Annotated in this window: 19 protein-coding genes; 8 read left to right on the forward strand and 11 right to left on the reverse strand. The window is 64.3% G+C overall.

Features of this window, described 5'->3' with window-relative positions; translation table 11 throughout:
- Positions 1 to 5 precede the first annotated feature (5 nt).
- On the reverse strand, positions 6 to 788 hold the full coding sequence (gene budC, locus HV711_RS06105; RefSeq protein WP_028360097.1) for a meso-2,3-butanediol dehydrogenase: 783 nt from the start codon (positions 786 to 788) through the stop codon (positions 6 to 8).
- 159 nt (positions 789 to 947) lie between these two features.
- On the opposite strand from budC, the gene HV711_RS06110 reads away from it, so the two are divergent.
- Together HV711_RS06110 and HV711_RS06115 are read left to right on the forward strand one after the other, a co-directional pair.
- Positions 948 to 1,451, forward strand: coding sequence for a flavin reductase family protein (locus HV711_RS06110; protein WP_035477316.1), 504 nt, complete (start codon positions 948 to 950; stop codon positions 1,449 to 1,451).
- Between the two features lie 151 nt (positions 1,452 to 1,602).
- A complete protein-coding gene (locus HV711_RS06115) occupies positions 1,603 to 1,749 on the forward strand; it encodes a hypothetical protein (protein WP_156946564.1) in 147 nt (48 codons plus the stop codon).
- A gap of 59 nt (positions 1,750 to 1,808) precedes the next feature.
- Here the strand turns inward: HV711_RS06115 and HV711_RS06120 are convergent, their stop codons facing one another.
- From HV711_RS06120 to HV711_RS06165, 10 genes are all read right to left on the reverse strand, one after another.
- Positions 1,809 to 2,936, reverse strand: a complete 1,128-nt coding sequence (locus HV711_RS06120; RefSeq protein ID WP_035477314.1) for an aminotransferase class V-fold PLP-dependent enzyme — start codon at positions 2,934 to 2,936, stop codon at positions 1,809 to 1,811.
- 281 nt (positions 2,937 to 3,217) lie between these two features.
- Positions 3,218 to 4,126, reverse strand: a complete 909-nt coding sequence (arcC, locus tag HV711_RS06125) for a carbamate kinase (protein WP_035477312.1) — start codon at positions 4,124 to 4,126, stop codon at positions 3,218 to 3,220.
- Between the two features lie 9 nt (positions 4,127 to 4,135).
- Positions 4,136 to 5,134, reverse strand: a complete 999-nt coding sequence (gene argF / locus HV711_RS06130) for an ornithine carbamoyltransferase (protein ID WP_035477310.1) — start codon at positions 5,132 to 5,134, stop codon at positions 4,136 to 4,138.
- 46 nt (positions 5,135 to 5,180) lie between these two features.
- On the reverse strand, positions 5,181 to 6,398 hold the full coding sequence (locus HV711_RS06135; protein ID WP_035477307.1) for an arginine deiminase: 1,218 nt from the start codon (positions 6,396 to 6,398) through the stop codon (positions 5,181 to 5,183).
- Positions 6,399 to 6,423: 25 nt separating this feature from the next.
- Positions 6,424 to 7,905 (reverse strand): arginine-ornithine antiporter, encoded by a 1,482-nt coding sequence (gene arcD / locus HV711_RS06140; protein WP_035477304.1) that lies wholly within the window; start codon positions 7,903 to 7,905, stop codon positions 6,424 to 6,426.
- Between the two features lie 79 nt (positions 7,906 to 7,984).
- Entirely contained in the window at positions 7,985 to 10,867 is a 2,883-nt protein-coding gene (locus tag HV711_RS06145; protein ID WP_035477301.1) for an ATP-dependent Clp protease ATP-binding subunit, read from the reverse strand.
- A gap of 110 nt (positions 10,868 to 10,977) precedes the next feature.
- Positions 10,978 to 13,353, reverse strand: coding sequence for a serine hydrolase (locus HV711_RS06150; protein WP_035477298.1), 2,376 nt, complete (start codon positions 13,351 to 13,353; stop codon positions 10,978 to 10,980).
- Entirely contained in the window at positions 13,350 to 14,606 is a 1,257-nt protein-coding gene (locus HV711_RS06155) for a putative glycoside hydrolase (RefSeq protein ID WP_035477295.1), read from the reverse strand. Before HV711_RS06155 ends, HV711_RS06150 begins: the two co-directional genes overlap by 4 nt.
- Before the next feature lie 2 nt (positions 14,607 to 14,608).
- Complete coding sequence (locus tag HV711_RS06160; RefSeq protein ID WP_035477292.1) at positions 14,609 to 15,448, reverse strand: polysaccharide deacetylase family protein; 840 nt, start codon at positions 15,446 to 15,448, stop codon at positions 14,609 to 14,611.
- 24 nt (positions 15,449 to 15,472) lie between these two features.
- Positions 15,473 to 15,865 carry a hypothetical protein gene (locus HV711_RS06165; RefSeq protein WP_175145023.1) on the reverse strand — a complete coding sequence of 131 codons (393 nt, stop codon included), beginning with the start codon at positions 15,863 to 15,865 and terminating at the stop codon, positions 15,473 to 15,475.
- Between the two features lie 201 nt (positions 15,866 to 16,066).
- Here HV711_RS06165 and HV711_RS06170 point away from each other — a divergent pair, with 201 nt between their 5' ends.
- The 6 genes from HV711_RS06170 to HV711_RS06195 all read left to right on the forward strand — a co-directional run bounded on the left by HV711_RS06170 (position 16,067) and on the right by HV711_RS06195 (position 21,777).
- A complete protein-coding gene (locus HV711_RS06170) occupies positions 16,067 to 16,717 on the forward strand; it encodes a BON domain-containing protein (RefSeq protein WP_028360086.1) in 651 nt (216 codons plus the stop codon).
- 235 nt (positions 16,718 to 16,952) lie between these two features.
- Positions 16,953 to 17,201 (forward strand): hypothetical protein, encoded by a 249-nt coding sequence (locus HV711_RS06175; RefSeq protein WP_028360085.1) that lies wholly within the window; start codon positions 16,953 to 16,955, stop codon positions 17,199 to 17,201.
- A gap of 194 nt (positions 17,202 to 17,395) precedes the next feature.
- On the forward strand, positions 17,396 to 18,532 hold the full coding sequence (locus HV711_RS06180; RefSeq protein WP_028360084.1) for an ABC transporter permease: 1,137 nt from the start codon (positions 17,396 to 17,398) through the stop codon (positions 18,530 to 18,532).
- 2 nt (positions 18,533 to 18,534) lie between these two features.
- Positions 18,535 to 19,233, forward strand: coding sequence for an ABC transporter ATP-binding protein (locus HV711_RS06185; protein WP_028360083.1), 699 nt, complete (start codon positions 18,535 to 18,537; stop codon positions 19,231 to 19,233).
- On the forward strand, positions 19,230 to 20,315 hold the full coding sequence (locus tag HV711_RS06190; protein WP_035477286.1) for an HlyD family secretion protein: 1,086 nt from the start codon (positions 19,230 to 19,232) through the stop codon (positions 20,313 to 20,315). Before HV711_RS06185 ends, HV711_RS06190 begins: the two co-directional genes overlap by 4 nt.
- The gene (locus tag HV711_RS06195) at positions 20,293 to 21,777 is read left to right on the forward strand and encodes an efflux transporter outer membrane subunit (RefSeq protein ID WP_035477284.1); all 1,485 of its coding nucleotides are present in this window, start codon (positions 20,293 to 20,295) and stop codon (positions 21,775 to 21,777) included. The genes HV711_RS06190 and HV711_RS06195 overlap by 23 nt, the downstream gene beginning before the upstream one ends.
- The last annotated feature ends 19 nt before the right edge of the window (positions 21,778 to 21,796 follow it).

The raw sequence follows: 21,796 nt of genomic DNA on the forward strand, positions 1-21,796 counted from the left end.
TGCCCTCATGCCTGTGGCGGTTGACCGTTGGAGGCGCTGAGGCCTCCGTCGACGGGAAGATTCACGCCGGTCACGAAACGCGCGTCGTCGCTCGCGAGAAACGCGATGACCGCTGCAATGTCGTCGGGCTCGGCTGCGCGACCGAGCGGAATGCGCTCACGAAATTTGGCCATGAGTTTCTCGTCGCTCAACATGTCTTGCGTCAGGTCGGTCGCCGTGAGGCTCGGGCAGACCGCGTTGACACGCACGCCGTCGCGGCCGTGGTCGAGGGCCAGCGCGCGCGTGAAATTGGTGACCGCGCCCTTGGCCGCGTTGTAGAAGCTCATGCCCCAATCGCCGCCCAGTCCGGACACCGACGAAACATTCACAATGGAGCCGCGCGTCTGGATCAAATGGCGAATGGCCGCACGGCTGCAATAGAAAACGCCGTCGAGGTCGGTCGACATGATCGCACGCCAGTCGTCGAGCGAGGCTTCGTCGATGCGGCCCGTCGGTGCAACGCCCGCGTTGTTCACGAGCACATCGAGATGACCGAAACGCGCGAGCGTTGCGTCCATAAGTTGCGCGGCCGCCTCGTAACTGGAGACGTCGCAAGGATGGACGAGCGTGCGCTCACCGTCCAGATCGCGCGCGACCCGCTCGAGCTTCTCGCGAGTGCGCCCGGCCAGCACGACAGATGCGCCTTCTGCCGCGAAGCGACGCGCCGTGCCTTCGCCGATACCCGAGCCGGCGCCTGTGACAACGACTACTTTCGAGTGAAACCGGTTGCTGAGATTGGAGTCTTTCATGATGAAGAGCCGAAAGTGATTTGAACCTGTCCGCGCCGCAAGTCCCGTTCCCGACGAGTGCGTGGCGCGGCACGATCGGCGGCGCTATGATGAAACAGGCTTTGCGCCGACACAAGGATTCACGGCGGGATTCATGGCATGACTCACCCAGGACTCACGATGAGCAAGCGCATCGCAGATCTTTTCAGGCACCTGACGGCTGGCGTTTATGTGGTCGGCGTGGCGGACGGCGAACGCCGTAATGCGTTTACCGCCAGTTCGATCATGCAGGTTTCGTTCTCGCCGTTGCTCGTGGCGATCGCGATCGGCCCGGAGCACGAGTCGTACAAACTCCTGCGGAACGGTCGCGTGTTCGCCATTAATGTGTTGCGAGCGGACCAACAGCCGCTTGCGAAGCACTTCGGCACGCAGTCGGGGCGTAGCGTCGACAAACTCGCGACCGTACCGTGGCGAGCCGGCAAGACCGGAGCGCCACTCCTGCCCGATGCGCTCGCTCACTTCGAATGCGAGGTGGTGAACGAATTCGAGGCGGGAGACCACCGCCTGGTGACAGGCCGGGTCGTGGATGGCGCGATAGTGGACGCCCGTGGCGAGCCGCTGATCTACGCGCGAACCGGCAATCTCGACATGAGCGCGGAACTCTATCCGGACAACTTCGGCTAGCTAAGCTTTTGCGCCGCGCGGGCTTGCGGCCCGGTCAGGTTTCACTTCGTGGGCTGGACGGGATCCAGTCCCGTCTTTTCGAGCACAGCCGACGCCGCCGGCGTTTTCAGGTGAGAAATGAGCGCCGCCCACCTGCCGGTTCTTTTAGGTCGTGCTGAAACTGCTGTTGAACACGATTACCCATAAGAGCGATGTCGGCGGCGTGGCTGAACTGTTCAAGGGCACGACGATGCGGCTGCTCTCAGCCGATGCGCCCTTGTCGCGCGACGACGCGCTTGGAATGATCCGTCCCGAATGAGGCGCATGCCCGCTCGCCCGTCTTGCTGATGGGCGGAGCGGGGCATGACTGTCGTCGCGCTAGACGATCCTCTCCAACGCCTTGGCCAACCTCGCCACCGCGCCGTCGATGTCATGCAGTTTGTCGAGGCCGAAAAGGCCGATGCGGAAAGTTTTGAAGTCCTCAGGTTCGTCGCATTCGAGCGGAACGCCAGGCGCAATCTGCAAGCCGGCATCGGCGAACTTCTTGCCGGTTCGTATGCCGTCGTCGTCCGTGTAGCTGACCACGACGCCGGGAGCCTGGAAACCTTCGGCCGCCACGCTTCTAAAGCCTTTTCCAGTCAATAGCGAGCGAACGCGCTTGCCGAGTTCGAGCTGCTCCAGTCTGACTTTGTCGAAGCCATATGATTCGGTTTCCTTAATGACGTCGCGCAATGTCGCGAGGCTGTCCGTGGGCATCGTGGCGTGGTAGGCAAAGCCGCCGTTCTCGTAGGCTTCCACGATCTGCAGCCATTTGCGAAGGTCGCAGGCGAAACTGGTGCTGGTCGTTGCGTCGATTCTTTCACGGGCGAGCGGGCTCAGCATGACCAGCGCGCAGCAGGGCGACGCACTCCAACCCTTTTGCGGCGCACTGATCAGGACATCGACACCGGTGGCCTGCATGTCGACCCACACCGTGCCGGAGGCGATGCAATCCAGCACAAACATGCCGCCGACGGCATGCACCGCGTCGGCCACTGCGCGCAAGTAGGCATCAGGCAGCATCATTCCGGATGCCGTTTCGACATGTGGCGCAAAAACCAGATCCGGCTTGTTTTCCCTGATCGCCGCGACCACTTCTTCGATCGGCGCCGGTGCATACGCGGCCTGCCTTCCAGCTTCTACCGGGCGCGCCTTCAATACAATGGATTCCGACGGAATGCCACCCATGTCGAAAATCTGCGACCAGCGGAAGCTGAACCAGCCATTGCGGATCACGAGACACTTTCTGCCCGTCGCAAACTGACGGGCAACGGCTTCCATGCCGAAAGTGCCGCTGCCCGGCACGATAACGGCCGACTTCGCGTTGTAGACGGTTTTCAGTGCGCCGGAAATATCGCGTACGACTCCTTGAAAGAGTTGCGACATATGGTTGATCGAACGGTCGGTGTACACGACCGAATATTCGAGGAGTCCCTCGCGGTCGACATCAGGAAGTAAGCCTGGCACATCTGCCTCCGGAAATGGACGAATGTGTGAATCGAAAAGAGATTCTACCGAAAGGCGTCCGCCACCGCAGCGAATGCAGGGAGTTGTCCCGGGCAGGCGCCGCCATGTCCGGTTCAGTGCTGAGCACTCCCAGGTTCAATATTGAAGCGCCGTCAGGCGCCGGGCGTTACGGGCGAGTTGCGAGGCGAACTGTCGAAGGTAAGCGCGCCGCGCAATTGACGCACCCGCTCTCGCATGCCAAGGGAAGGCAGAACAGTGCCGGGCGCGTCAGGGCGTAATCTTCAGGGTGTGATCTGCGTGCCGGCCGAGCCGCCTGCCATGGCCTCGATCTGTTCCAGTGAGCCGATCACGGCGCGCTGGCCCGTGCGCTCGACAAAATCACACGCAGCTTCGACCTTGGGGCCCATCGAGCCGGCGGGAAATTCGAGCCGTCGCAGCGCGGCGGCCGAAGTCCTGCACAGCGCGTGTTCACGCGGCGTATGCCAGTCCACATAGACGGCCTCTACATCGGTCGCGATCAGCAGCAGGTCGGCGCCGAGCCTCGCGGCCAGTAGCGCGCTGCACAGGTCCTTGTCGATCACCGCTTCCACGCCGCTGCGCTTTTGCCCGTCCGGCCCGCGTAGCACGGGAATGCCGCCGCCTCCGGCTGCGATGACAATCGCGTCGTGCTCCAGCAGCCATTGAATCGGCTTCAGCGCCTCGATCGCCAGGGGTTTCGGCGACGCGACGACCCGCCTGTAGCCCGCTCCGTCCGGCGCGATCGACCAGCCGTGGCGCCTCGCGAGCGCTTCCGCTTGCGCCTGCGTATACACCGGACCGATCGGCTTCGTGGGATGAGCGAAAGCCGGATCGTGGGCATCCACTTCCACACGCGTCAGCAATGTCGCTACCTGGCGCGTCGCCGGCAAAGCATTCGCCAGTTCCTGCTCGAGCAGGTAGCCGATCATGCCTTCCGACTCGGCGTCGAGCACGTCGAGCGGCGCTGTGTCTTGCGGATGTGCTGCGGCGGCCTGCATCGCAAGCAGCCCGACCTGCGGCCCATTGCCATGCGCGACGACCAGCTCGTTGCGGTCCGCGAGCTTGGAAATCTGGAGGGCGGCGCGGCGAACATTGGCGATCTGGCGCGCCATCGTCAGGGGCTCGCCTCGGCGAAGCAGTGCGTTGCCACCGAGCGCAATCAGCACGCGCATCGGTACCGCCTAAGCAAGGGTGGCCACCAGCACGGCCTTGATCGTGTGCATGCGGTTTTCTGCCTGGGAGAAAACGATCGACGCGTTCGATTCGAACACTTCGTCGCTCACCTCGAGTTCGGACAGGTCGAAACGTTCGTGAATCATGCGCGCCGTTTCCGTCTCGAGGTTGTGATAGGCGGGCAGGCAATGCATGAAGCGTGTGCGCGGCTTGCCGGTCGCCTGCATCAGCCTCGCATTGGCCTGATAGGGCAGCAGTAGATCGATGCGTTGCCGCCATGTGTCGACGGGCTCGCCCATCGACACCCAAACGTCGGTATAGACGAAATCCGCGCCGCTCACGGCTTCATAAGGTTCGTCGGTGAGCGTGAGTCTCGCGCCGGTGCGTTCGGCGAGGTGGCGCATTTCTTCCACGAGTTCGTCGTGCGGCCACAATTCGCGCGGCGCCGCGATGCGCACATCCATGCCCATTTGCGCGCCGCCCACAAGGAGCGAGTTGCCCATATTGAAACGCGCATCGCCGAGATAGCAGAACGACAGCTCATGCAGCGGCTTTTCGCCGAATTCCTGCATCGTCAGCAGATCGGCGAGCACCTGGGTAGGGTGAAATTCGTCTGTCAGGCCGTTCCAGACCGGCACGTGCGAATAGGCCGCGAGGTCTTCCACCACGCTTTGATGAAAGCCGCGGTATTCGATGCCGTCGTAGAGGCGTCCGAGCACGCGCGCGGTGTCCTTGAGCGACTCCTTGCGGCCGAGCTGCGAGCTCGAGGAATCGATGTACGTGACGTGCCCGCCCTGGTCGTGCACCGCGACCTCGAAGGCGCAGCGCGTGCGCGTCGAGGTCTTTTCGAAAATCAATGCGACGTTCTTGCCGCGCAGTCGTGGCACTTCGTTGCCCGCGTACTTCGCACGCTTGAGTTCCGCGGCCAGATCGAGCAGAAAACGGATGTCGCGCGGTGTGAAGTCCTGCATGTTCAGCAGGCTGCGGTTGCGTAGATTGAATGCCATGCGCGAATTCTCCTGAGGTTAGCGGCGGTGTTACGCCTGTGGTGCGTCACACGGGGCCACGTTCGATGGGACAGGTCATGCAGTGGCCGCCGCCGCGCCCGCGGCCGAGTTCCGCACTCGGGATCGTGATGACTTCCACGCCGGCCTTGCGCAAAAGCGTGTTGGTGTACACATTGCGGTTATAAGCGGCCACGACGCCCGGTGCGAGTGCGATCACGTTGTTGCCGTCGTCCCATTGCTCGCGTTCGGACTCCCAGGCGTCTCCGCCGGTGGCCACCGTGCGCAGCTTCGCAATGCCGAGCGCCCTTGCCACGACCTCGAGAAAAGGGGCCTTTTCGAACCGCACGTCGAGTTCGCCGGGCAACCGGCCGGGGCGCAGACTCGTACAGCGGATCGCGTCGACGACTTCGGGGAAGATCGTCACCAGGTCGCGATCGCAGAACGTCAATACGGTGTCCAGATGCATTGCGCCGCGAGAGCGCGGAAGTTGCGCGGCGATCACCTGCTTGACCGATTCACGCGCGAGCAACGTACGCGCAAGTTGTGCAACGCCTTGCGGCGACGTTCGTTCGCCCATGCCGATCAGCACGACGTCGCGAGACAGCGGCATTACATCGCCGCCTTCGAGCGTCGCTCCGCCGTGGTCCACGTCGGGACCGCCCCACCAGATGCGCACGCCGCCGCTAAAAAGCGGGTGGAACCGGTAGATGGCGGCGGCGAGCAGCGTCTCCCCGCGCCTTGCCGGCCAGTACATGGAGCCGAGCACGAGGCCGTCGTTGATCCAGCAACTGCTGTCGCGGGTAAATAGCGTGTTCGGTAGCGGCGCGAGGATGAAGCCCGACGGCGGCGTGCATTGCGCGAGCAGCCCGTCTGGCTCGAAAGGCAGTTCGGCGCGCACGATTCCGCCGATCAGCCGCTCGGCCAGCTCCGCGGCGGGTATCTGGTCGAGCCAGACTTTCAGTTGCAAGGCGAGTTCGGCATCCACGGCGCCGGCCGCCAGCTTTCGCGCCAGCACCCAATGCCGCGCTTCCCGCGAGTGCAGGATGTCGGCGAGCAGGTCGTGCATGTCGAATACCTCGACGCCGTGTTCCTGCATCGTGTTCACAAATGCGTAGTGATCCGTCTTGGCCTGCGACACCCACAGCACGTCGTCGAACAGCAATTCGCGGCAATTTCCCGGTGTCAGCCGGGACTGCGCAAGACCTGGGCGGCACACCATCACCTTGCGCAGCGTGCCGATTTCCGAATAGACGCCGGGTGTCATTGTGGTTCTCCGGAAAGTCGGCGCATCAGATAGCGAGCGCGCCGGTTGCGAGGAGCCACCCGGCAGTCGCGGCGAGCGCAACCAGTGCGACGAGGATGGCTATTTCGAACGGCTTGAACATTCGCGCGCCGCGCTCGCGTTTGGCCCAGCCGTACAGCAGCACGCCCGGTGCATACAGCAGTGCCGAGAGCAGCAGATATTTGGGCCCGGCCGCATACAGCAGCCAGCAGCAATAAACGGTTGCCGCGGCGCCGATCGCCATGTCGCGCGATCGCGCACCATCGGTTGGCGCGTAGCCTTCGCCACGCATCGCGATGCGCGTCGCGTACACCGCGGAGAACAGATACGGCACGAGGATCATCGAGGTGGCGAGCGAGATCAGCGCCTGATAGGTCGCGTTGGAGACGAGCGTGATGACGAGGAACAGCTGCACCAGTCCATTTGTGACCCACAGCGCGTTAGCAGGTACGCCACGGCTGTTCGAACGGGCGAGGAACCTGGGCATCACGCCGCCGCTTGCCGGCGTGAAGAGCGTTTCGGCGGCGAGCAGCGTCCACGCGAGCAATGCCCCGCCCACCGACACCAGCAGACCGAGGCTGATGAGCACCGCGCCCCAGGCGCCGACCGCCTTTTGCAGTACGCCGGCCATCGACGGATTTTTCATCGCGGCGAGTTCGCCTTGCGAGACGATGCCGAGCGAGAGCAGAGAAACGGCCATCAGGAGAAGCAGAACGACGCTGAAACCGAGCAGGGTTGCGCGCCCGACATCTTCGCGCCGCTGCGCGCGGGCCGAGAACACATTCGCCCCTTCGATACCGATGAACACCCACACCGTGATGAGCATCGTGCTCCGGACCTGCGCAAACACACTGCCGAGCCTGGCATTGCCCCAGAAATCCTGCGCGATGACATGGCTCCGGAATGCCAACGCAGCGAGTGCGACGAACAGCAGGAGCGGGATGACCTTGGCGATCGTCGTGATGGCGTTCAGCACGGCTGCGCTGCGCACGCCGCGCAGAATCACCGCGTGCATGGTCCACAGCACGATCGACGCTCCCAGCACCGCAGCACGCGTATTGCCGTCGCCGAATACAGGGAAGAAGTAGCCAAGCGTGCCGAATACGATCACCAGATAGCCGACGTTGCCGATCCACGCGCTGACCCAGTAGCCCCACGCCGAATTGAAGCCGACGAAGTCACCGGCGCTCGCCTGCGCGTAGGCGTAGATGCCGTTGTCGAGTTGCGGCTTGCGCGTAGTCAGCGTTTGGTAGACGAAGGCAAGCATCAGCATGCCCACGCCGGTGATCAGCCAGCCGATCAGCACCGCGGCGGCGCCCGCGCCCGAGGCCATGTTTTGCGGAAGGGAAAACACCCCGCTGCCGATCATCGAGCCGATGACGAGCGCCGTCAGCAAGCCGAGCCGCAGCGGTTTTGCCGCAACATGACTTGGCTGCTCGGCCGGCTTGGGTACGGACGATGCCGGAAATGAATCGGCCAGATTTTTCATGACGGACCTCACCACTCGTGCGAATACGTCGATTAGCTCACCCGCGAGGGACGCTGGAGTTGATCTGGATCATCGGGCGTCAACCAGCGGCTCGACTTCCGCCGTGGCCCCCGGACTCCGGACGTTTGCGTGGCGGGCCTGCACGCTTGCGGGCAGGCCTGGCAGCGGGCCTCGCGTCGTCCGCGCCGTTGTCTCGTGCACCCTCTTGCGATCGCGATGGATCGGTCGCTTCGTGCTGCGACGCTTCGCGAAGCTCGAACACTGCGGCGTTTGCGTCGCCGTCGAAACGGCACTCGACCCGGTTTCCCTCGCGGACCGCGCCGTCGAGCATCTGCCTGGCGAGCGGATTTTCGATGACCTGGCGGATGCGGCGCCGCAACTCGCGCGCGCCATACTCGGGCCGGTAGGCCTCGGTCGCCAGATGTTCGACGATGCTCGGATCGAACGCGATCTCGATGTCCTGGCTCTTCGCGACGCGTGCCACCTGGTCTAGTTGCAAACGCACGATCGAGCGGATCTGATCCGCGCTCAACGACTCGAAGATGATGATTTCGTCGATGCGATTGAGAAATTCGGGCCGGAAGTGCGAGCGCAAGACCGTCATGACGCCTTCGCGTATAGCGTCCGGCTGCCGGTTCGCGGCGGCTTTTCCGGCTTTGCCGCCGTTGCCTGCCGACATGAAGCCGGGCCGGCTGCGCGAGGTTCCCATGATCACCTCCGAGGCCAGATTGCTGGTGGCGATGATCAGCGTGTTGGAGAAATCCACCACCCGGCCCTTGCCGTCGGTCAAGCGGCCGTCGTCGAATACCTGCAGCAGCACGTTGTAGACGTCCGGGTGCGCCTTCTCGATCTCGTCGAGCAGAATCACGCTATGCGGGCGGCGCCGCACGCGCTCGGTCAGCTGGCCGCCTTCGTCGTAGCCTACATAGCCGGGCGGCGCGCCGATGAGCCGCGCCACCGCATGCCGCTCCATGTATTCGCTCATGTCGATGCGCACAATGGCGTCTTCGTCGCCGAACACGACTTCGGCGAGCGCCTTGGCCAGTTCGGTTTTGCCGACGCCGGTCGGACCGAGGAACAGGAACACCGCAAGCGGCTGGTGGCCGCCCTGCAAGCCCGCGCGGCTGCGGCGCACCGCGTCGCTTACCGCGCCGATTGCTTCTTCCTGACCGATCACGCGCTTGTGCAGGCGAGCCTCCATATGCAGGAGCTTTTCCTTTTCTTCCTGAGTGAGATCGGCGACCGGAATGCCCGTCATTTTCGCGACGATCTCAGCGACGAGGGTCCGCGTCACTTCGGCGCTGCTGGTGCTCACGCGCCGCTTCCATTCAAGCGTTGCGTCGTTTAGCCGGCTTTGCTTGCCCGTCATCTGTTCGCCCAGCGCCTTGGCGCGTTCGAACTGCTTGTGCGACGCCGCATACTCCTGCTCGCGGCCCATCTGCGCGATTTCCGCTTCCAGTTCGAGCACCTCGGCAGGCCGTGAAGTCGAGGACAGGTGCTCGCGGGCGGCCGCCTGGTCGATCAGGTCGATCGCCTTGTCGGGCAGGAAGCGCCCGGTGACATAGCGGTCGGACAGTTCGGCGGCGGCGACACAGGCTTCGTCGAGAATGGTGACCTTATGGTGCGCCTCCAGGCGATCGCGAAGCCCGCGCAGAATGCCGATGGTCTGCTCGACGCTCGGCTCGCCGACAAGCACGGGCTGAAAGCGCCGTTCCAGCGCGGCGTCCTTTTCGATGTACTTCTGGTACTCGGCGAGCGTGGTCGCACCGATCAGATTCAGTTCGCCGCGCGCCATCGGCGGCTTGAACACATTGGCGATATCCAGCCCGCCTTCGCCGCCGCCCTGGCCCGCGCCCACGATGGTGTGCACCTCGTCAACGAAGAGAACCAGCTCGTCCCTATGCGCGGCGATTTCATCCATGACCTGCTTCACGCGTTCCTCGAACTCGCCGCGGTACTTCGAGCCCGCGACGAGCGAATTCACGTTGAGCTCGATGAGGCGTTTGTCGCGCAACGTTTCGGGCACATCGCCGCTGATCATGCGCAGCGCAAGGCCTTCGACGATCGCGGTCTTGCCCACGCCAGGTTCGCCGATCAGCACGGGGTTGTTCTTCTTGCGCCGCGCGAGCACTTCGGCCAGCGTCTCGGTTTCCTTCGAGCGTCCAATGACCGGATCGAGCTTGCCTTCGCGCGCGAGCCGCGTGACATCGCGGCTGTACTTGTCGAGCTGCGGCGTGTCGCTCGGGGCCTGCACGGCATCTTCCTGGCCTGCCGCGCGCAATGTCTGCTGGCGCAGCTGGTGCGGCGACAGACCATACTTCATCAACAGATCGCCGGCGAAGCTGTCGATAACCTCCGCCAGGCCGGTCAAAATATGTTCGGGGCCGACGTAGTTCTGCCCGAATTCGCGCGACGCGATGACGGCGCGCTCCAGCGCGCTCTTCAGCCGCGGAGAAACCGAGATGTCGCCGCCCTCGGGAATCTTTTGCGCGCTATCGCCCCTGGGCGCATGGGTCTCGACATATCGACGAAGGTCGGCCGCCGAAATTTTGAGCGACGCGAGAATCCGCTGAACGGCTTCGGTGTCCGCGAGCTCGTACAGCACGTGCTCGGTGTCCACTTCGCGGCGGCCGAATTGCACGGCTCGCTCGGCGGCCCGTTGCAGAATCTCTTTTGCCTGCTCGCTGAAATGCTGTTGCAGGTCGATCCCTTTACTGACAGGTGCCTCGGGTGGCACGGCGGCGCGTCCGGTGTACCGTCCGTTCGTGCCCGCATCGAGCAGACCGTCGAACAATCCGCCGCGGAACAGCGATTCGAGCGGCGATATCTGCCGCTGATGGCGTGTGAGTTGCGCGTAGTGGTAATCGCACACGTCGAGTTGCTTTTTGCGGCCGCCTTGAATGACCGCGACGCGGATGGTCGCCGGCCGGACGCCGCAAAGTTCGCAGAGGTGCTCCGCCATGTCGTCTCTCCTCATCTGCTCGTTGAAGAAAACGGAAAACGGAGCGTGGCTGCCGCTGCCCGTCTATCGATTCATTGTGGGCGGAGGGAGGCGGGACTCGTTGAGCTTGATCAATAGCGCAGGTACTTGTCGCGCAACGGCGCGAAGCGCTGGCTTTCTTCGACGGCCAGCGCGTCCAGCTGATCGAGCCCAGCGCCGTCGCGGAGTGCCTGCCAGACGGCGCGCGAGCCGATGGCGTCGCGTGTCGCCGCGACATCGAAGTGCATCGGGTAGAGCGCGCGCAACGTCGCGGCGAGCGCGAGCCCGAGGCGGCCCGCGTGCGGCGCCGGCGCATGCGGCCCGGGCACGATCTGGACGCCGTGACACAGGCGGCCGTGCCAGCTCGACTCGGTCGGCACGAAGTCCGCTGCCGCGAAGCGCACACCGGTATCGAGTGCGTTCAGGCCCGCAGCAAGACGTTCGCCGTCGATCCACGGTGCGCCGATGAGCTCGAACGGCGCGGCCGTGCCGCGTCCTACACTGAGATTCGCGCCTTCGAGCATCGCCACTTCCGGGTACAGGTCGAGTTGCGCCAATGTTCGTAAATTGGGCGACAGGGGCACAAAGCCGAGACCGGTGTCCGCGAAACGCATCGAGCGCCGGTAGCCGGTCATGGGAATCACGCGCAAGTCCGCGCCGATATGCCGCTCGCGATTGAAGAGCGCCGCCAGTTCGCCGACCGTCATGCCCGGCTCGAGCGGCAGCGGGTAGTAGCCGGTGAACGACTCGTGCCCGGAGTCGAGCACCGGACCGCCGAAGCGGTCGGCGCCAAGCGGATCAGGCCGGTCGAGCACGAAAAGCGGAATGCCACGCGCGGCCGCGGCCTCCAGCGCGTAGCCGAGCGTCGTTTCGTAGGTAAAGAAGCGCGCGCCCGCGTCCTGGATGTCGTACACGAGTGCGTCGATGTCCTCGAGCGCGTCCGGCGGGAAGCGCTGCGTGCTGCCATAGAGACTGTGCACGATGAGTCCGGTGGCTGCGTCGCGCGAATCGCTCACCTGTTCGTCGACATCGCCGTTCAAACCGTGCTCCGGCGAAAACAGCGCGACGAGCGTGACGCGTGGCGCGTGCGCGAGCACGTCGACGGTGCGGGTTCCGGTTGCGTCGAAACCGGTTCTGTTGGTCACAAGACCGATACGCAGGCCGGCGAGCGGGGCGAACTGCTGGTCCTCGAGCACGTCGAGACCGCTTCTGACCGGTCCCGTGGCAACCGGCAGGCGGCTGACCGAGGCCAACGCAGCCGTCGCGCCGGGCAGCGCGCCGGCAATCCCGGCGGCGCCGATCGGCGGCGCCAGGCTTGCCATTGCGGCGATGATTTGCGCTCGCAGCGGCCGGGCGTCGCCGCTATCGTCCGGATGAACGCGGTTCGTCAATATGACGACGAAACGGCGCGTGACGAAATCGATCCAGATACCCGTGCCCGTATAGCCCGTGTGTTCGATCATGCCGATGGGCGGCAGCCGATCGCGGTTCGCCGTCAACGGACTGGCGAGCGCCCAGCCGAGGCTTCGCCATGGCGGCGTCGCGAGAGGAGAGGCGGGGGCGGTCAGCGCCTCGATGCTGGCAGGCGAGAGCACGCGAACGGCCGGCGCGTCGGGTGCGGCCGGGGCGGCGCCGCCGTCGAGCAGCATCTGCGCGAACCGCGCCAGATCGCCGGCGGTGGAAAAAAGCCCCGCATTGCCGGCCACGCCTTGCATCCAGCTCGCCAACGGATCGTGCACGTTGCCTTGGCGCATGCCCGCACGCCCCGCCGTCGTGGCCGCGCTGCGAGCCGCATGCCGGGCGTCGGGTAGGAAACCCGTGTCGTGCATGCGCAGCGGGCCGAAAATATGCGCGCGGCAGTATTCGTCGAGCTGCTCCCCGGTTATCCGTTCGACCAGCTCGCCGAGCGCGGCAAAGTTCAGGTCGCTGTAGATCACCCGTTCGCCGGGCGCCGCCTGCAAACGCTGCTGGGCGATTGCGCGCAGTACGCCCGCGCGGCCCCCGCGCGCGGGACGCGCGGCGAGATCCGCCTGCAGGCCCGACGTGTGCGCGAGCAATTGGCGCACGGTCACCGTCTCTTTACCGTTCGCGGCGAATTGCGGCCAGTAGCGCATGACAGGCGCGTCGAGGTCGATGCGGCCCGCTTCGGAGAGTTGGAGAACGGCGGTTGTGGTCGCGATTACCTTCGTCAACGAAGCGAGATCGAAAACCGTGTCGACGGTCATCGCTTCTTCGTGCGGTTCTGTCATGCGTAGGCCGAACGCTTCGCGATACTGCACCTCGTGTGCGGTGCCGGCGATCACGACTGCGCCCGGCAGACGGCCGGCCTCGATCTGTCCGAGAACGATATGGCGCAGCTCGGTCTCTATGGCGGTGTCGAGCGGAGCAGCCTGCGCGCGCAACGGTGTGTGCATGAGCACCACCGCTAGTCCGAGCGCAAAGACGCTTCGCGCGAGCGGCGGTCTCATCGCGGCAGGTCCGTGGGGTCGTAGCGATTGCGCGGATTCCAGAGCATCCAGCCGTCGCTGCCGGCGGCTTCGGCCGCGGCAGTCTGGGCGCGAATCTCGGCGGCATCGAATTCGCGATGATCGAACGCATAGTCGCGAAACGCCTGCAGCCAGGGGCGAAACCGCACGCCCGGCAGGCCTGTCCGCTCGGCCGCCTCCGCAAGCGAACGGCGCACGATCTGGCCCGGGTCGGAAACCGGGTTCGTGCAGCCCGGCAAGCCCCAGGTGAACCCGGACGGATACAGCATGGGCGAAATGTAATCGAGCGACGCGCCGAGCAGTTCGATCTGCTGGCCAATGGCCGTGTCGTCGAGGTTCCAGCAGACATAGCCGAAAATGTCCGCCGCAACGAACACGTTGTAGGGCGCAAGGCGCGCACGCGCGGCCTGCAGGAAGCCCACGATGGCGGCGGTGCGATTGGCCCGCGTGTTGGCCTGCGAGAAGCGCAGGCCGCTTGCATCCGGGAAGCGCACGTAGTCGAACTGGATCTCGTCGAAGCCCATTTGCGCGGCCTCTTCGGCGACATCGAGGTTGTGTGCCCAGACGTCGCGCGAAAACGGATCCATCCACTGCAGATGCTCGCGGTCGCGCCAGGGTGCGCCGTTTGCATCGCGTACGGTCCAGCCGGGGTGTGCGTCGGCCAGCGGGTCGTCCTTGAACACGACGATTCGCGCGATCAGATAAAGGTGGCGGCGATGCAGGCTCGCGAGCAGCGCCGGCAAATCGCGCTCCATGGGGGTTTTGTCCTTGATCTGCGCGAACGCGCCAGCCGCCTCGCGCGCCGGGCTGCGATAGGGCGTGAGACCGCGGTCGCCTTTCATGTCGATCACTAACGCGTTAATCGCCGTGGTCTGCGTGAGCGCGAGCGCTTCGTCTCGCAACATGGGGCTCGTGACGCCGTAGACCGACAGATACACGGCTTTCGGCCGAAACGGCGTGAGTTTGAGCCTGAGCGGCGTCTCGCCGCTCGTGCGCGTGCTCGTGCGCAGGTAGCCGGGTGCGCGCGCGGCGATGCCGGCGCCGGACGGCTCGAACTCAAAGTTGCCGTTTTCGTCTGCATGTTGCACGCCAGCGGTACTCGTCACGAGCGCATGCGGAACCGGCTTTCCCGAAAGCTCGTCGACGACCCTGCCGGTCGCCGCGCTGCACGGCAGGCTCGTCAGCAGAGCGGTCAACGCGAGCGCGAGAGCAGCCGGAAGCGGAATATGGCCCATGATCAGTTGCCGCCTGGGTTGCCGTTGGGGGGCGGCGCGGGTTCGCCGAGCAGGGCGGCGAGGCCGGCTACGCCATGTGAATCGACGATCAGAAAGCGCGGCAGCGCCAGCATACGGGAATGCCGGTCAACGCTTCGCGCTTCCAGAGAAAAGCCAGCCACGTAGCCCTCTTCGGCGGCGAGCGTCATCAATTCCTCGTCGTAGATGCCGAACGGCCACGCGAGCATCGTGACCTTGCCACCCAATTGCGTCTCGATGCGCCGGCGCGACGTCTCCAATTGCATACGCACGAACTGCCGAAAATCCGCGGATGTCCGGCGACGCCGCTCGATATTGAAGTTCGGATGCCAGTAGGTGTGCGATTGAACGTCGAACAGGCCGGATTCCCTGAGCGTGCGCAACTGGTTCCAGGTGAGAGCGTACTGCGCGTTCGAAATCGCGGACGGATAGACGAAGAGCGTAACCGCCAGGTGCTCGCGCTGGGCAATGGGCAGCAGCTGATCGAAAACGGAGCGGTGGCCGTCGTCGACAGTGATGACGACCGATCGTGACGGCAGGGTCGCAGCGGCGTCGCCAAGCCAGTTGACGACATCGCCTAACGGCACGAACCGATACCCGCGTTCCTTGAGGAAGCGCACTTGAGCCTCGAACGTCGAAACCCGCACTGTCATGGAATCTTCAACGCTGGCCGCAAAGCGGTGATACACGAGCACGGACACTCGAGGAGCAGGCGGCTGTGCGCGCGCGGGCGACGAAAAGACGAGCAGGGCCAGCATCAGCGACAACCCGCGCCGGCAGGTATGCGCAACGTGCGAAGCGCGGCAGGCGAGCGGGCGCGGCATGATAGGGCGGGTCTCCGTGCGGCGCTATCGGCTGACGGGGCGGGCGCTGCGCGGCGCCGACGCGAGGGCGTCGTCCAGTGCGTCGAGTCTCGCCATGAGGACGGCCGCGCGGGCCGCGACCGGCGTCGCCGTGCCGGCCTGCGCCAACAGCGACTCGACGCGGCGTCGCCAGTATTCCGCGTGGAAAACGGCGTGCGAAGAGGGCGAGGACTCCCGCTCCAGCAATCGTTCGAGCTGTCCGATCATCGAGCTGATGTGGGCAAGCTCGTGCTCACTGCGGTTGACGGTGACCATGGGTGGGCTCGACGGATCCGATTCGAGGGTTGCAGGGCGGTCGTGCACGAGATCGGACAAAGTCCATTGGCGGATCGGAATGGCTGCGATCCCGCGACTCGGTCCGTTTGTGTAGTGCAGCATAGGCGCAGTCGCCGCCAAACGATTGATCACAGTCAAACGCGCGCGCAACGAATCTTCATAACCACACCGAGCGCAGGATCTCGGCCGGAGGCTGGCGCTTGATATGCATCAACCATCATCGAGACGGCGCGCCCAGAATGCGCACATCGGCAGGCGTACGCCGATCGTCGTGCCGCGAGCCATTTTCACGAGGACGAAGCCATGAAGCCGGATAGTCAACTGAAGCAGGAAGTCGAGGACGAACTGACGAACAGTCCGGCCGTCGACGCAAACGGAATTGGCGTTGCAGTGGTCGACGGCATCGTCACGCTCACGGGGCATGTTCCAAACTACGCGGCGAAGGTCGCGGCCGAAAAGTGCGCGCTTCGAATCGAGGGTGTCGACGCGGTGGTGATCGGCATCGACGTCAAACTGCCGGCCACGGAGCAGCGTACGGACGAAGACGTCGCCTTGAGCGTGCGCGCGGTGCTCGATTGGATCGCCGGGCTGGAAGACAGCGGCATCCGGATCAAGGTGGAGAAGGGCTGGGTGACACTGAGCGGCGAGGTCGAAGACGGCTACCGTAGCCGTATCGCCGAGAAAAACATCGTGCATATGCGCGGCGTGACGGGCGTGACGAACAACATCAGGATCCGGGGTTCGGCGTCCACAGTCGACATTGAATGCAATATCCGCAAGGCGATTCAGCGCCACACGGATCGCGAACTGAAGCATGTCGGCGTGGAAGTGGAAGACGGCCGGGTGATTCTGTCGGGCAGGGTCAGTTCGCCCATCGAGCGTGCCATCGTGAAGGGCGCGGCGCGCTCCACCGCCGGCGTTAAAGCGGTGGTGGACCGCCTCGTGGTGCGCTGACAGCGGGCGCGGTCGACGGGCGGCGCGTGCCGGTGATTCACTTAATTGAATGAACTATGGCGCCTCCTCAGCCAAACGACAACAGCAAGTAAGAAAACTCCTACTGCCTCACCCTGCCGACTACAAGCGATTCAAGCGTCGCTGATTTAAATCGCGAGACGTGTCCTCAATAATGAATTCAACGAACGGCCGAAACACATTCGGGCGCCGTCAAAGACAAACCGAGGAGCACGAGATGAACGGCAACAGCATGTCCCTCAGAGCGCTTGTCGACAAATGGCTTGCGCCGACGCGGTCAATTCCGGCTCACATCACGCAGACCGGACGCTTCGGCAGCAATGGCGTGCGCTATGTCTGTCTGGAAGGCGAGGTGTCGGCGCGGCCCTTGAGCATTGTCTTTTTCAGGCACGGCAGCGGCGCGTGGGACGTGTTCCCGCCGCCGCCGCCGTTGGCTGCCATGGGTACGCGGCTCTTCGCGGCCTGATTTCGCGGCCTGATTTCGGGCCGCTTGCGTGCCGGCCATGCGGGTTGCGTCGCGTTCACCGTTGACACAAGTCAAGCCGGCGAGCACGCCAGCATTGAAGATATCGCGAAGGCGGGCAGGGTAGCGCCCGAGGCCTCATAAGGAGGGCTCGCGACGATGCCGGCCTTTCTCAACCGTGCACGGACAACCACGAGATGAAAGGCATTCTGCGCCTCGCTTTCAAGCTGCTCGTGAACGACAGCGCCAAGTTCACGGCGCTGATTGTCGGCATTACGTTCGCGGTGTTTCTGATGATCGAGATGACGTCACTCTTTGCCGGCATTCTCAACAAATCCTCGGCTACGGTGATCAACGTTGGTGCGAAGGTGTGGGTGATGGACCCTGCCGTCCAGACCATCGCCAACAGCATCGGCATGCCGGACTACGTGATCGACGCGGTACGCAGCGTCGACGGAGTCAAATATGCCGTGCCGCTGTATTCGGGAGCGGCGCTCGTCCGTTTGCGCGACGGCACCTACCAGGCCGTTACGGTGATCGGGCTCGACGACGCGAGCCTGTTCGGCTGGCCGAAGATGAAAGCCGGCCGTATCGAAGATATTTACGCTGAAAACGGCTTCATCGCCATCGACGACGCGGAAATCCACAAGTTGCACAATCCTAAGCTCGGCACCGACTTCGAACTGAACGACCATCGCGGGGTGGTGGTCGGCATCGCCACCGTGACGAGCAGCGGTCTGTTCGGTACACCCACGCTTTACACCACTTACACGCGGGCCGTTCAGTACATCCCATCGGCGCGCTACACGACGTCATACATTCTGGTCGAGCCGAAAACCGACGCGGATGTCGCGCATATCAAGCAGGTTGTCGCTTCGCTCGGATACGTCGCCTATACGAAATCCGAGTTCATGCAGCGCATCTCGCACTTCTACAAATATGAAACCGGCCTCGGCACCAACATCCTGCTGATGACGGCGATCAGCTTTCTCGTGGGTCTGTCGATCTCCGGCCAGACCTTCTATACGTTCATCCTCGAAAACCTGGAAAAGTTCGGAGCACTGAAGGCTATCGGCGCGAAGGGCCATGAGCTTGTCGCGATGATCCTGTTTCAGGCGACGTTTACGGCCCTGACGGGATATGGGCTGGGCGTCGGGTTGTGCGCGGCGTCGATCAGTCTCGTGCGCCTGCGGGTGGCGGACTATGCCGCGATGATCACGTTCGGCAACCTTGCCCTCGCGTTTGCGATGGTGGTGGTGATTGCGACCCTGTCGAGCTACCTGGGTGTGAGGCGCGTGCTGCGCATCGAACCGTTCGATATCTTCAGGGGCTAGCCATGCCCACCGTTGCGATCGACGCACAAGGCCTGAACAAGTGGTTCGGCGAAGGCGAGGCCCGCACCCAGGCGTTAGCCGACGTCGCCATGCAGGCGCGCTTCGGCGAGATGCTGCTGATCGTCGGTCCGTCGGGTAGCGGCAAGACGACGCTGCTGAGCGTGATCTCCGGCATTCTGCGGCCGGATTCCGGCGCGGTTTCCATCGAGGGCGTCGATCTCTGGCAGCAGAACGACGACGCCATTGCCGATTTCCGCCTCAATCGCATTGGTTTCGTTTTCCAGGACTATCACCTGTTCCCACGCCTTTCCACCGCGGAAAACGTCGCGATTCCGCTCATTCTGAAGCGCCGCGACTGGGACAAAGCCATCGACGAGGCGCTGAATTGGCTCGACGTGGTAGGCCTCAGAAACCGCGCAGCCTTACCGCCGATGAAACTCTCCGGCGGCGAACAGCAGCGTGTGGCGATTGCGCGCGCCATGGTGAGTCAGCCCGACATTCTGATTCTCGACGAGCCGACTGCGTCACTTGACGGCGACACCGGACGCTCGATCATCGATTTCGTCAAACACAAGATTCTGAACGCGCATCGCTGCATTGTCATCGTGACGCACGACAGCCGCATCTTCGACTACGCGGATCGTGTGATGCACATGGAGGACGGCAAACTCAAAACCATCGACGCGGGAGAAGGAAAGTGAAACGGAAAGCGCTCTTTCTGCTCGCTTTCGCGGGCTTTGTCGCCGGCGTGGTGGCCGCGTGGGTGTACGGCGTGCAGCAGCCGCCGCAGCCACCGGTTTTCGAACCCGCCTCCAACCCTTATGCGCGCGGCGTCTACGCGACGGGCATCGTGGAAAGCGATCAGCCGGCGGGCGTGAATATCAACATTTATCCGGACGTGTCGGGCGCCGTGACGAAGGTGCTCGTCCACGACGGCGAGACCGTGCGACGCGGCGAGCCACTCCTGAGCATCGACGATTCCGTGCAGCGGGCCACGGTTGCGCAGCTCGCCGCGCAGGCGGAGGCTGCGCAATCGCTGCTCGACGAACTGCGCGCACAGCCGCGACCGGAAACGCTGAACGTCGCCAGTGCCCAGGTGAGCGCGGCAAGTGCGAGTCTCAAGATGGCGCAGGACCAGTTCGACAAGCAACAGCGTGCGTATCAGATCGATCCCAAGGCGGTGAGCCGCGACACACTCGATAACGCCGCGAACGGCGTGGCCGTGGCGCGCGCGAATCTCGACGTCGTCACGCGGCAATACCGACTCACGCGCGCAGGAGCGTGGACCTTCGACGTGCGCAATCAGGAGCGCCAGGTCGAGGCGTTGCGCAAGGCCTCCGAAGCGGCATCGGCACAACTCGACCGTTACACGCTGCGTGCGCCCGCCGACGGCGTGGTGCTGTCCATCAATGCGGCACTCGGCGCTTATCTGTCGCCGCAGGGCGTCTATGACGCCTATGCACAGGGCAATGCGCCCGTGCTTGTGATCGGTACGCCGTCGGACCGGCTCGCGGTGCGCTGCTATGTCGACGAAATACTGATCAGCCGGCTTGCCGACGTTCATCAGTTGAAGGGGCGAATGTTCATCCGCGGGACGTCCGTGCAGGCCGATCTGCAATTCATGCGCGTGCAGCCTTATGTGACGCCCAAGATCCAGTTGACCGACCAGCGCACGGAACGCGTCGACGTGCGCGTGCTGCCGGTACTGTTCCGCGTGGTGCCGCGCGACGGCATGCGACTCTTTCCAGGGCAGATCGTCGATGTGTACATTGCCGCGAAATGAGCGTCGCGCGCCTGTCACGCCGTGGCGCGTGCTGAGATGCGTCGCGCTGGCATCGGCCACCCTGCTCGTCGTCGCATGCACCGTCGGTCCGAATTTCTCGCGACCGTCGACGCCGCGGGTGGAGCACTATGTGACGGCGGAACGCGCGAGCTTCGAGGCGCCCGGCGCCGCGCAGACGCTTTCACCGGCAGTACGGATGCGCGACGACTGGTGGACTACATTCGGCTGTCGCACGATCGATCTGGCCGTCGACGAAAGCTTGACGGGCAACGTGACGCTCGAACGCGGGCAGGCCACGTTGCGACAGAGCGAGCATCTTCTGCGGGCAGGCGCAGGCGCATTTTTCCCGCAGATCGACACGCAGGCGGGCGCGGCGCGTGAGCGCTTTTCGCCGTTGCGCACCGGAGGCTCAGGTGCCGCGTCGATCTTCAAGCTGTTCACGCTGTCGGCGAGCGTCAGTTATACGCTCGATATTTGGGGCGGTCAGCGGCGCCAGGTCGAAGCGCTTGCTGCTCAGGTAGAGGCGCAGCGCTATGCGCTTGCAGCGACGTATCTCACGCTCGCCGCCAATGTCGTCAACACGATGATCGCGCGTGCGGCTTACAGCGACGAGATTGTCGCGACGCGCGAGATGATCGAACTCGTGCGCGAGCAGATCCGCATTACCGAAGCACAGGTGAGCGCCGGCACGGGTGCCTGGTCGGCCGTGTTGTCGCTGCAAAGTGAACTGGCGACGCTGGAAGCGTCGGTGCCGCAACTCGAGCAGAAGCGGGCACAGGCGGAGGATCTGCTCGCCGTGCTGGCGGGAATGTATCCGGAACAGTGGAGCGCGCCCGGTCTGTCACTCGACGAAATCGCTTTGCCGGGCGTGCTGCCGCAAACCGTGCCGTCCTCGCTCGTCAGGCGGCGTCCCGACATTTTGCAGGCAGAGGCGGTGCTTCACGTGGCGAGCGCCAATATCGGCGTGGCCACAGCGGCGCTTTTTCCGCAAATCACTTTGTCGGCGTCGGGCGGTTTCGACAGTACGGTGCTGCACTCGCTCGGCAACGCGAGCGGGACAGTGTGGAGCGTCGCGGGAGGGCTGACGGCGCCTGTGTTTCATGGCGGCGCGCTGTGGTTCGAGCGTAAGGCCGCGATGGACGCGTACGACGAGTCGCAGGCCGCCTATCGCGAAGTGGTGCTGGCGGCGTTTGCCCAGGTCGCCGACACGCTGCGGGCGCTCGAACACGACGCACAAGCGGTGCTGGCCGACGCGCGCGCGGTGCAGTCCGCCGCCGATGCGCTGCGGCTCATGAAGGCGTCGTATCAGGCGGGCACGGTCGGCTACGTGCAGATCCTGATCGCCGACGGGCAGTATCATCAGGCGCGCCTTGCCTGGCTGCAGGCGAGCGCGCAACGTCTTCAGGATACGGTCGCGCTTTATGCCGCGCTGGGGGGCGGGCTGATTCCTGCCGCGGATTGATCGACGTCAAGCCGCCTAT

Source organism: Paraburkholderia phenoliruptrix, assembly GCF_902859825.1.
Lineage (GTDB): Bacteria > Pseudomonadota > Gammaproteobacteria > Burkholderiales > Burkholderiaceae > Paraburkholderia > Paraburkholderia phenoliruptrix.

Excerpts from the sequence above, each read along its gene's own strand:
- HV711_RS06170 (WP_028360086.1), top strand. The coding sequence starts at position 16,067 with ATGAAGCCGGATAGTCAACTGAAGCAGGAAGTCGAGGACGAACTGACG.
- HV711_RS06175 (WP_028360085.1), top strand. The coding sequence starts at position 16,953 with ATGAACGGCAACAGCATGTCCCTCAGAGCGCTTGTCGACAAATGGCTT.
- HV711_RS06195 (WP_035477284.1), top strand. The coding sequence starts at position 20,293 with ATGTGTACATTGCCGCGAAATGAGCGTCGCGCGCCTGTCACGCCGTGG.
- HV711_RS06185 (WP_028360083.1), top strand. The coding sequence starts at position 18,535 with ATGCCCACCGTTGCGATCGACGCACAAGGCCTGAACAAGTGGTTCGGC.
- HV711_RS06160 (WP_035477292.1), bottom strand. The coding sequence starts at position 15,448 with ATGCCGCGCCCGCTCGCCTGCCGCGCTTCGCACGTTGCGCATACCTGC.
- arcC (WP_035477312.1), bottom strand. The coding sequence starts at position 4,126 with ATGCGCGTGCTGATTGCGCTCGGTGGCAACGCACTGCTTCGCCGAGGC.
- argF (WP_035477310.1), bottom strand. The coding sequence starts at position 5,134 with ATGGCATTCAATCTACGCAACCGCAGCCTGCTGAACATGCAGGACTTC.
- HV711_RS06180 (WP_028360084.1), top strand. The coding sequence starts at position 17,396 with ATGAAAGGCATTCTGCGCCTCGCTTTCAAGCTGCTCGTGAACGACAGC.
- HV711_RS06145 (WP_035477301.1), bottom strand. The coding sequence starts at position 10,867 with ATGGCGGAGCACCTCTGCGAACTTTGCGGCGTCCGGCCGGCGACCATC.
- HV711_RS06135 (WP_035477307.1), bottom strand. The coding sequence starts at position 6,398 with ATGACACCCGGCGTCTATTCGGAAATCGGCACGCTGCGCAAGGTGATG.
- HV711_RS06155 (WP_035477295.1), bottom strand. The coding sequence starts at position 14,606 with ATGGGCCATATTCCGCTTCCGGCTGCTCTCGCGCTCGCGTTGACCGCT.
- arcD (WP_035477304.1), bottom strand. The coding sequence starts at position 7,905 with ATGAAAAATCTGGCCGATTCATTTCCGGCATCGTCCGTACCCAAGCCG.
- HV711_RS06165 (WP_175145023.1), bottom strand. The coding sequence starts at position 15,865 with ATGCTGCACTACACAAACGGACCGAGTCGCGGGATCGCAGCCATTCCG.
- HV711_RS06110 (WP_035477316.1), top strand. The coding sequence starts at position 948 with ATGAGCAAGCGCATCGCAGATCTTTTCAGGCACCTGACGGCTGGCGTT.
- HV711_RS06150 (WP_035477298.1), bottom strand. The coding sequence starts at position 13,353 with ATGAGACCGCCGCTCGCGCGAAGCGTCTTTGCGCTCGGACTAGCGGTG.
- budC (WP_028360097.1), bottom strand. The coding sequence starts at position 788 with ATGAAAGACTCCAATCTCAGCAACCGGTTTCACTCGAAAGTAGTCGTT.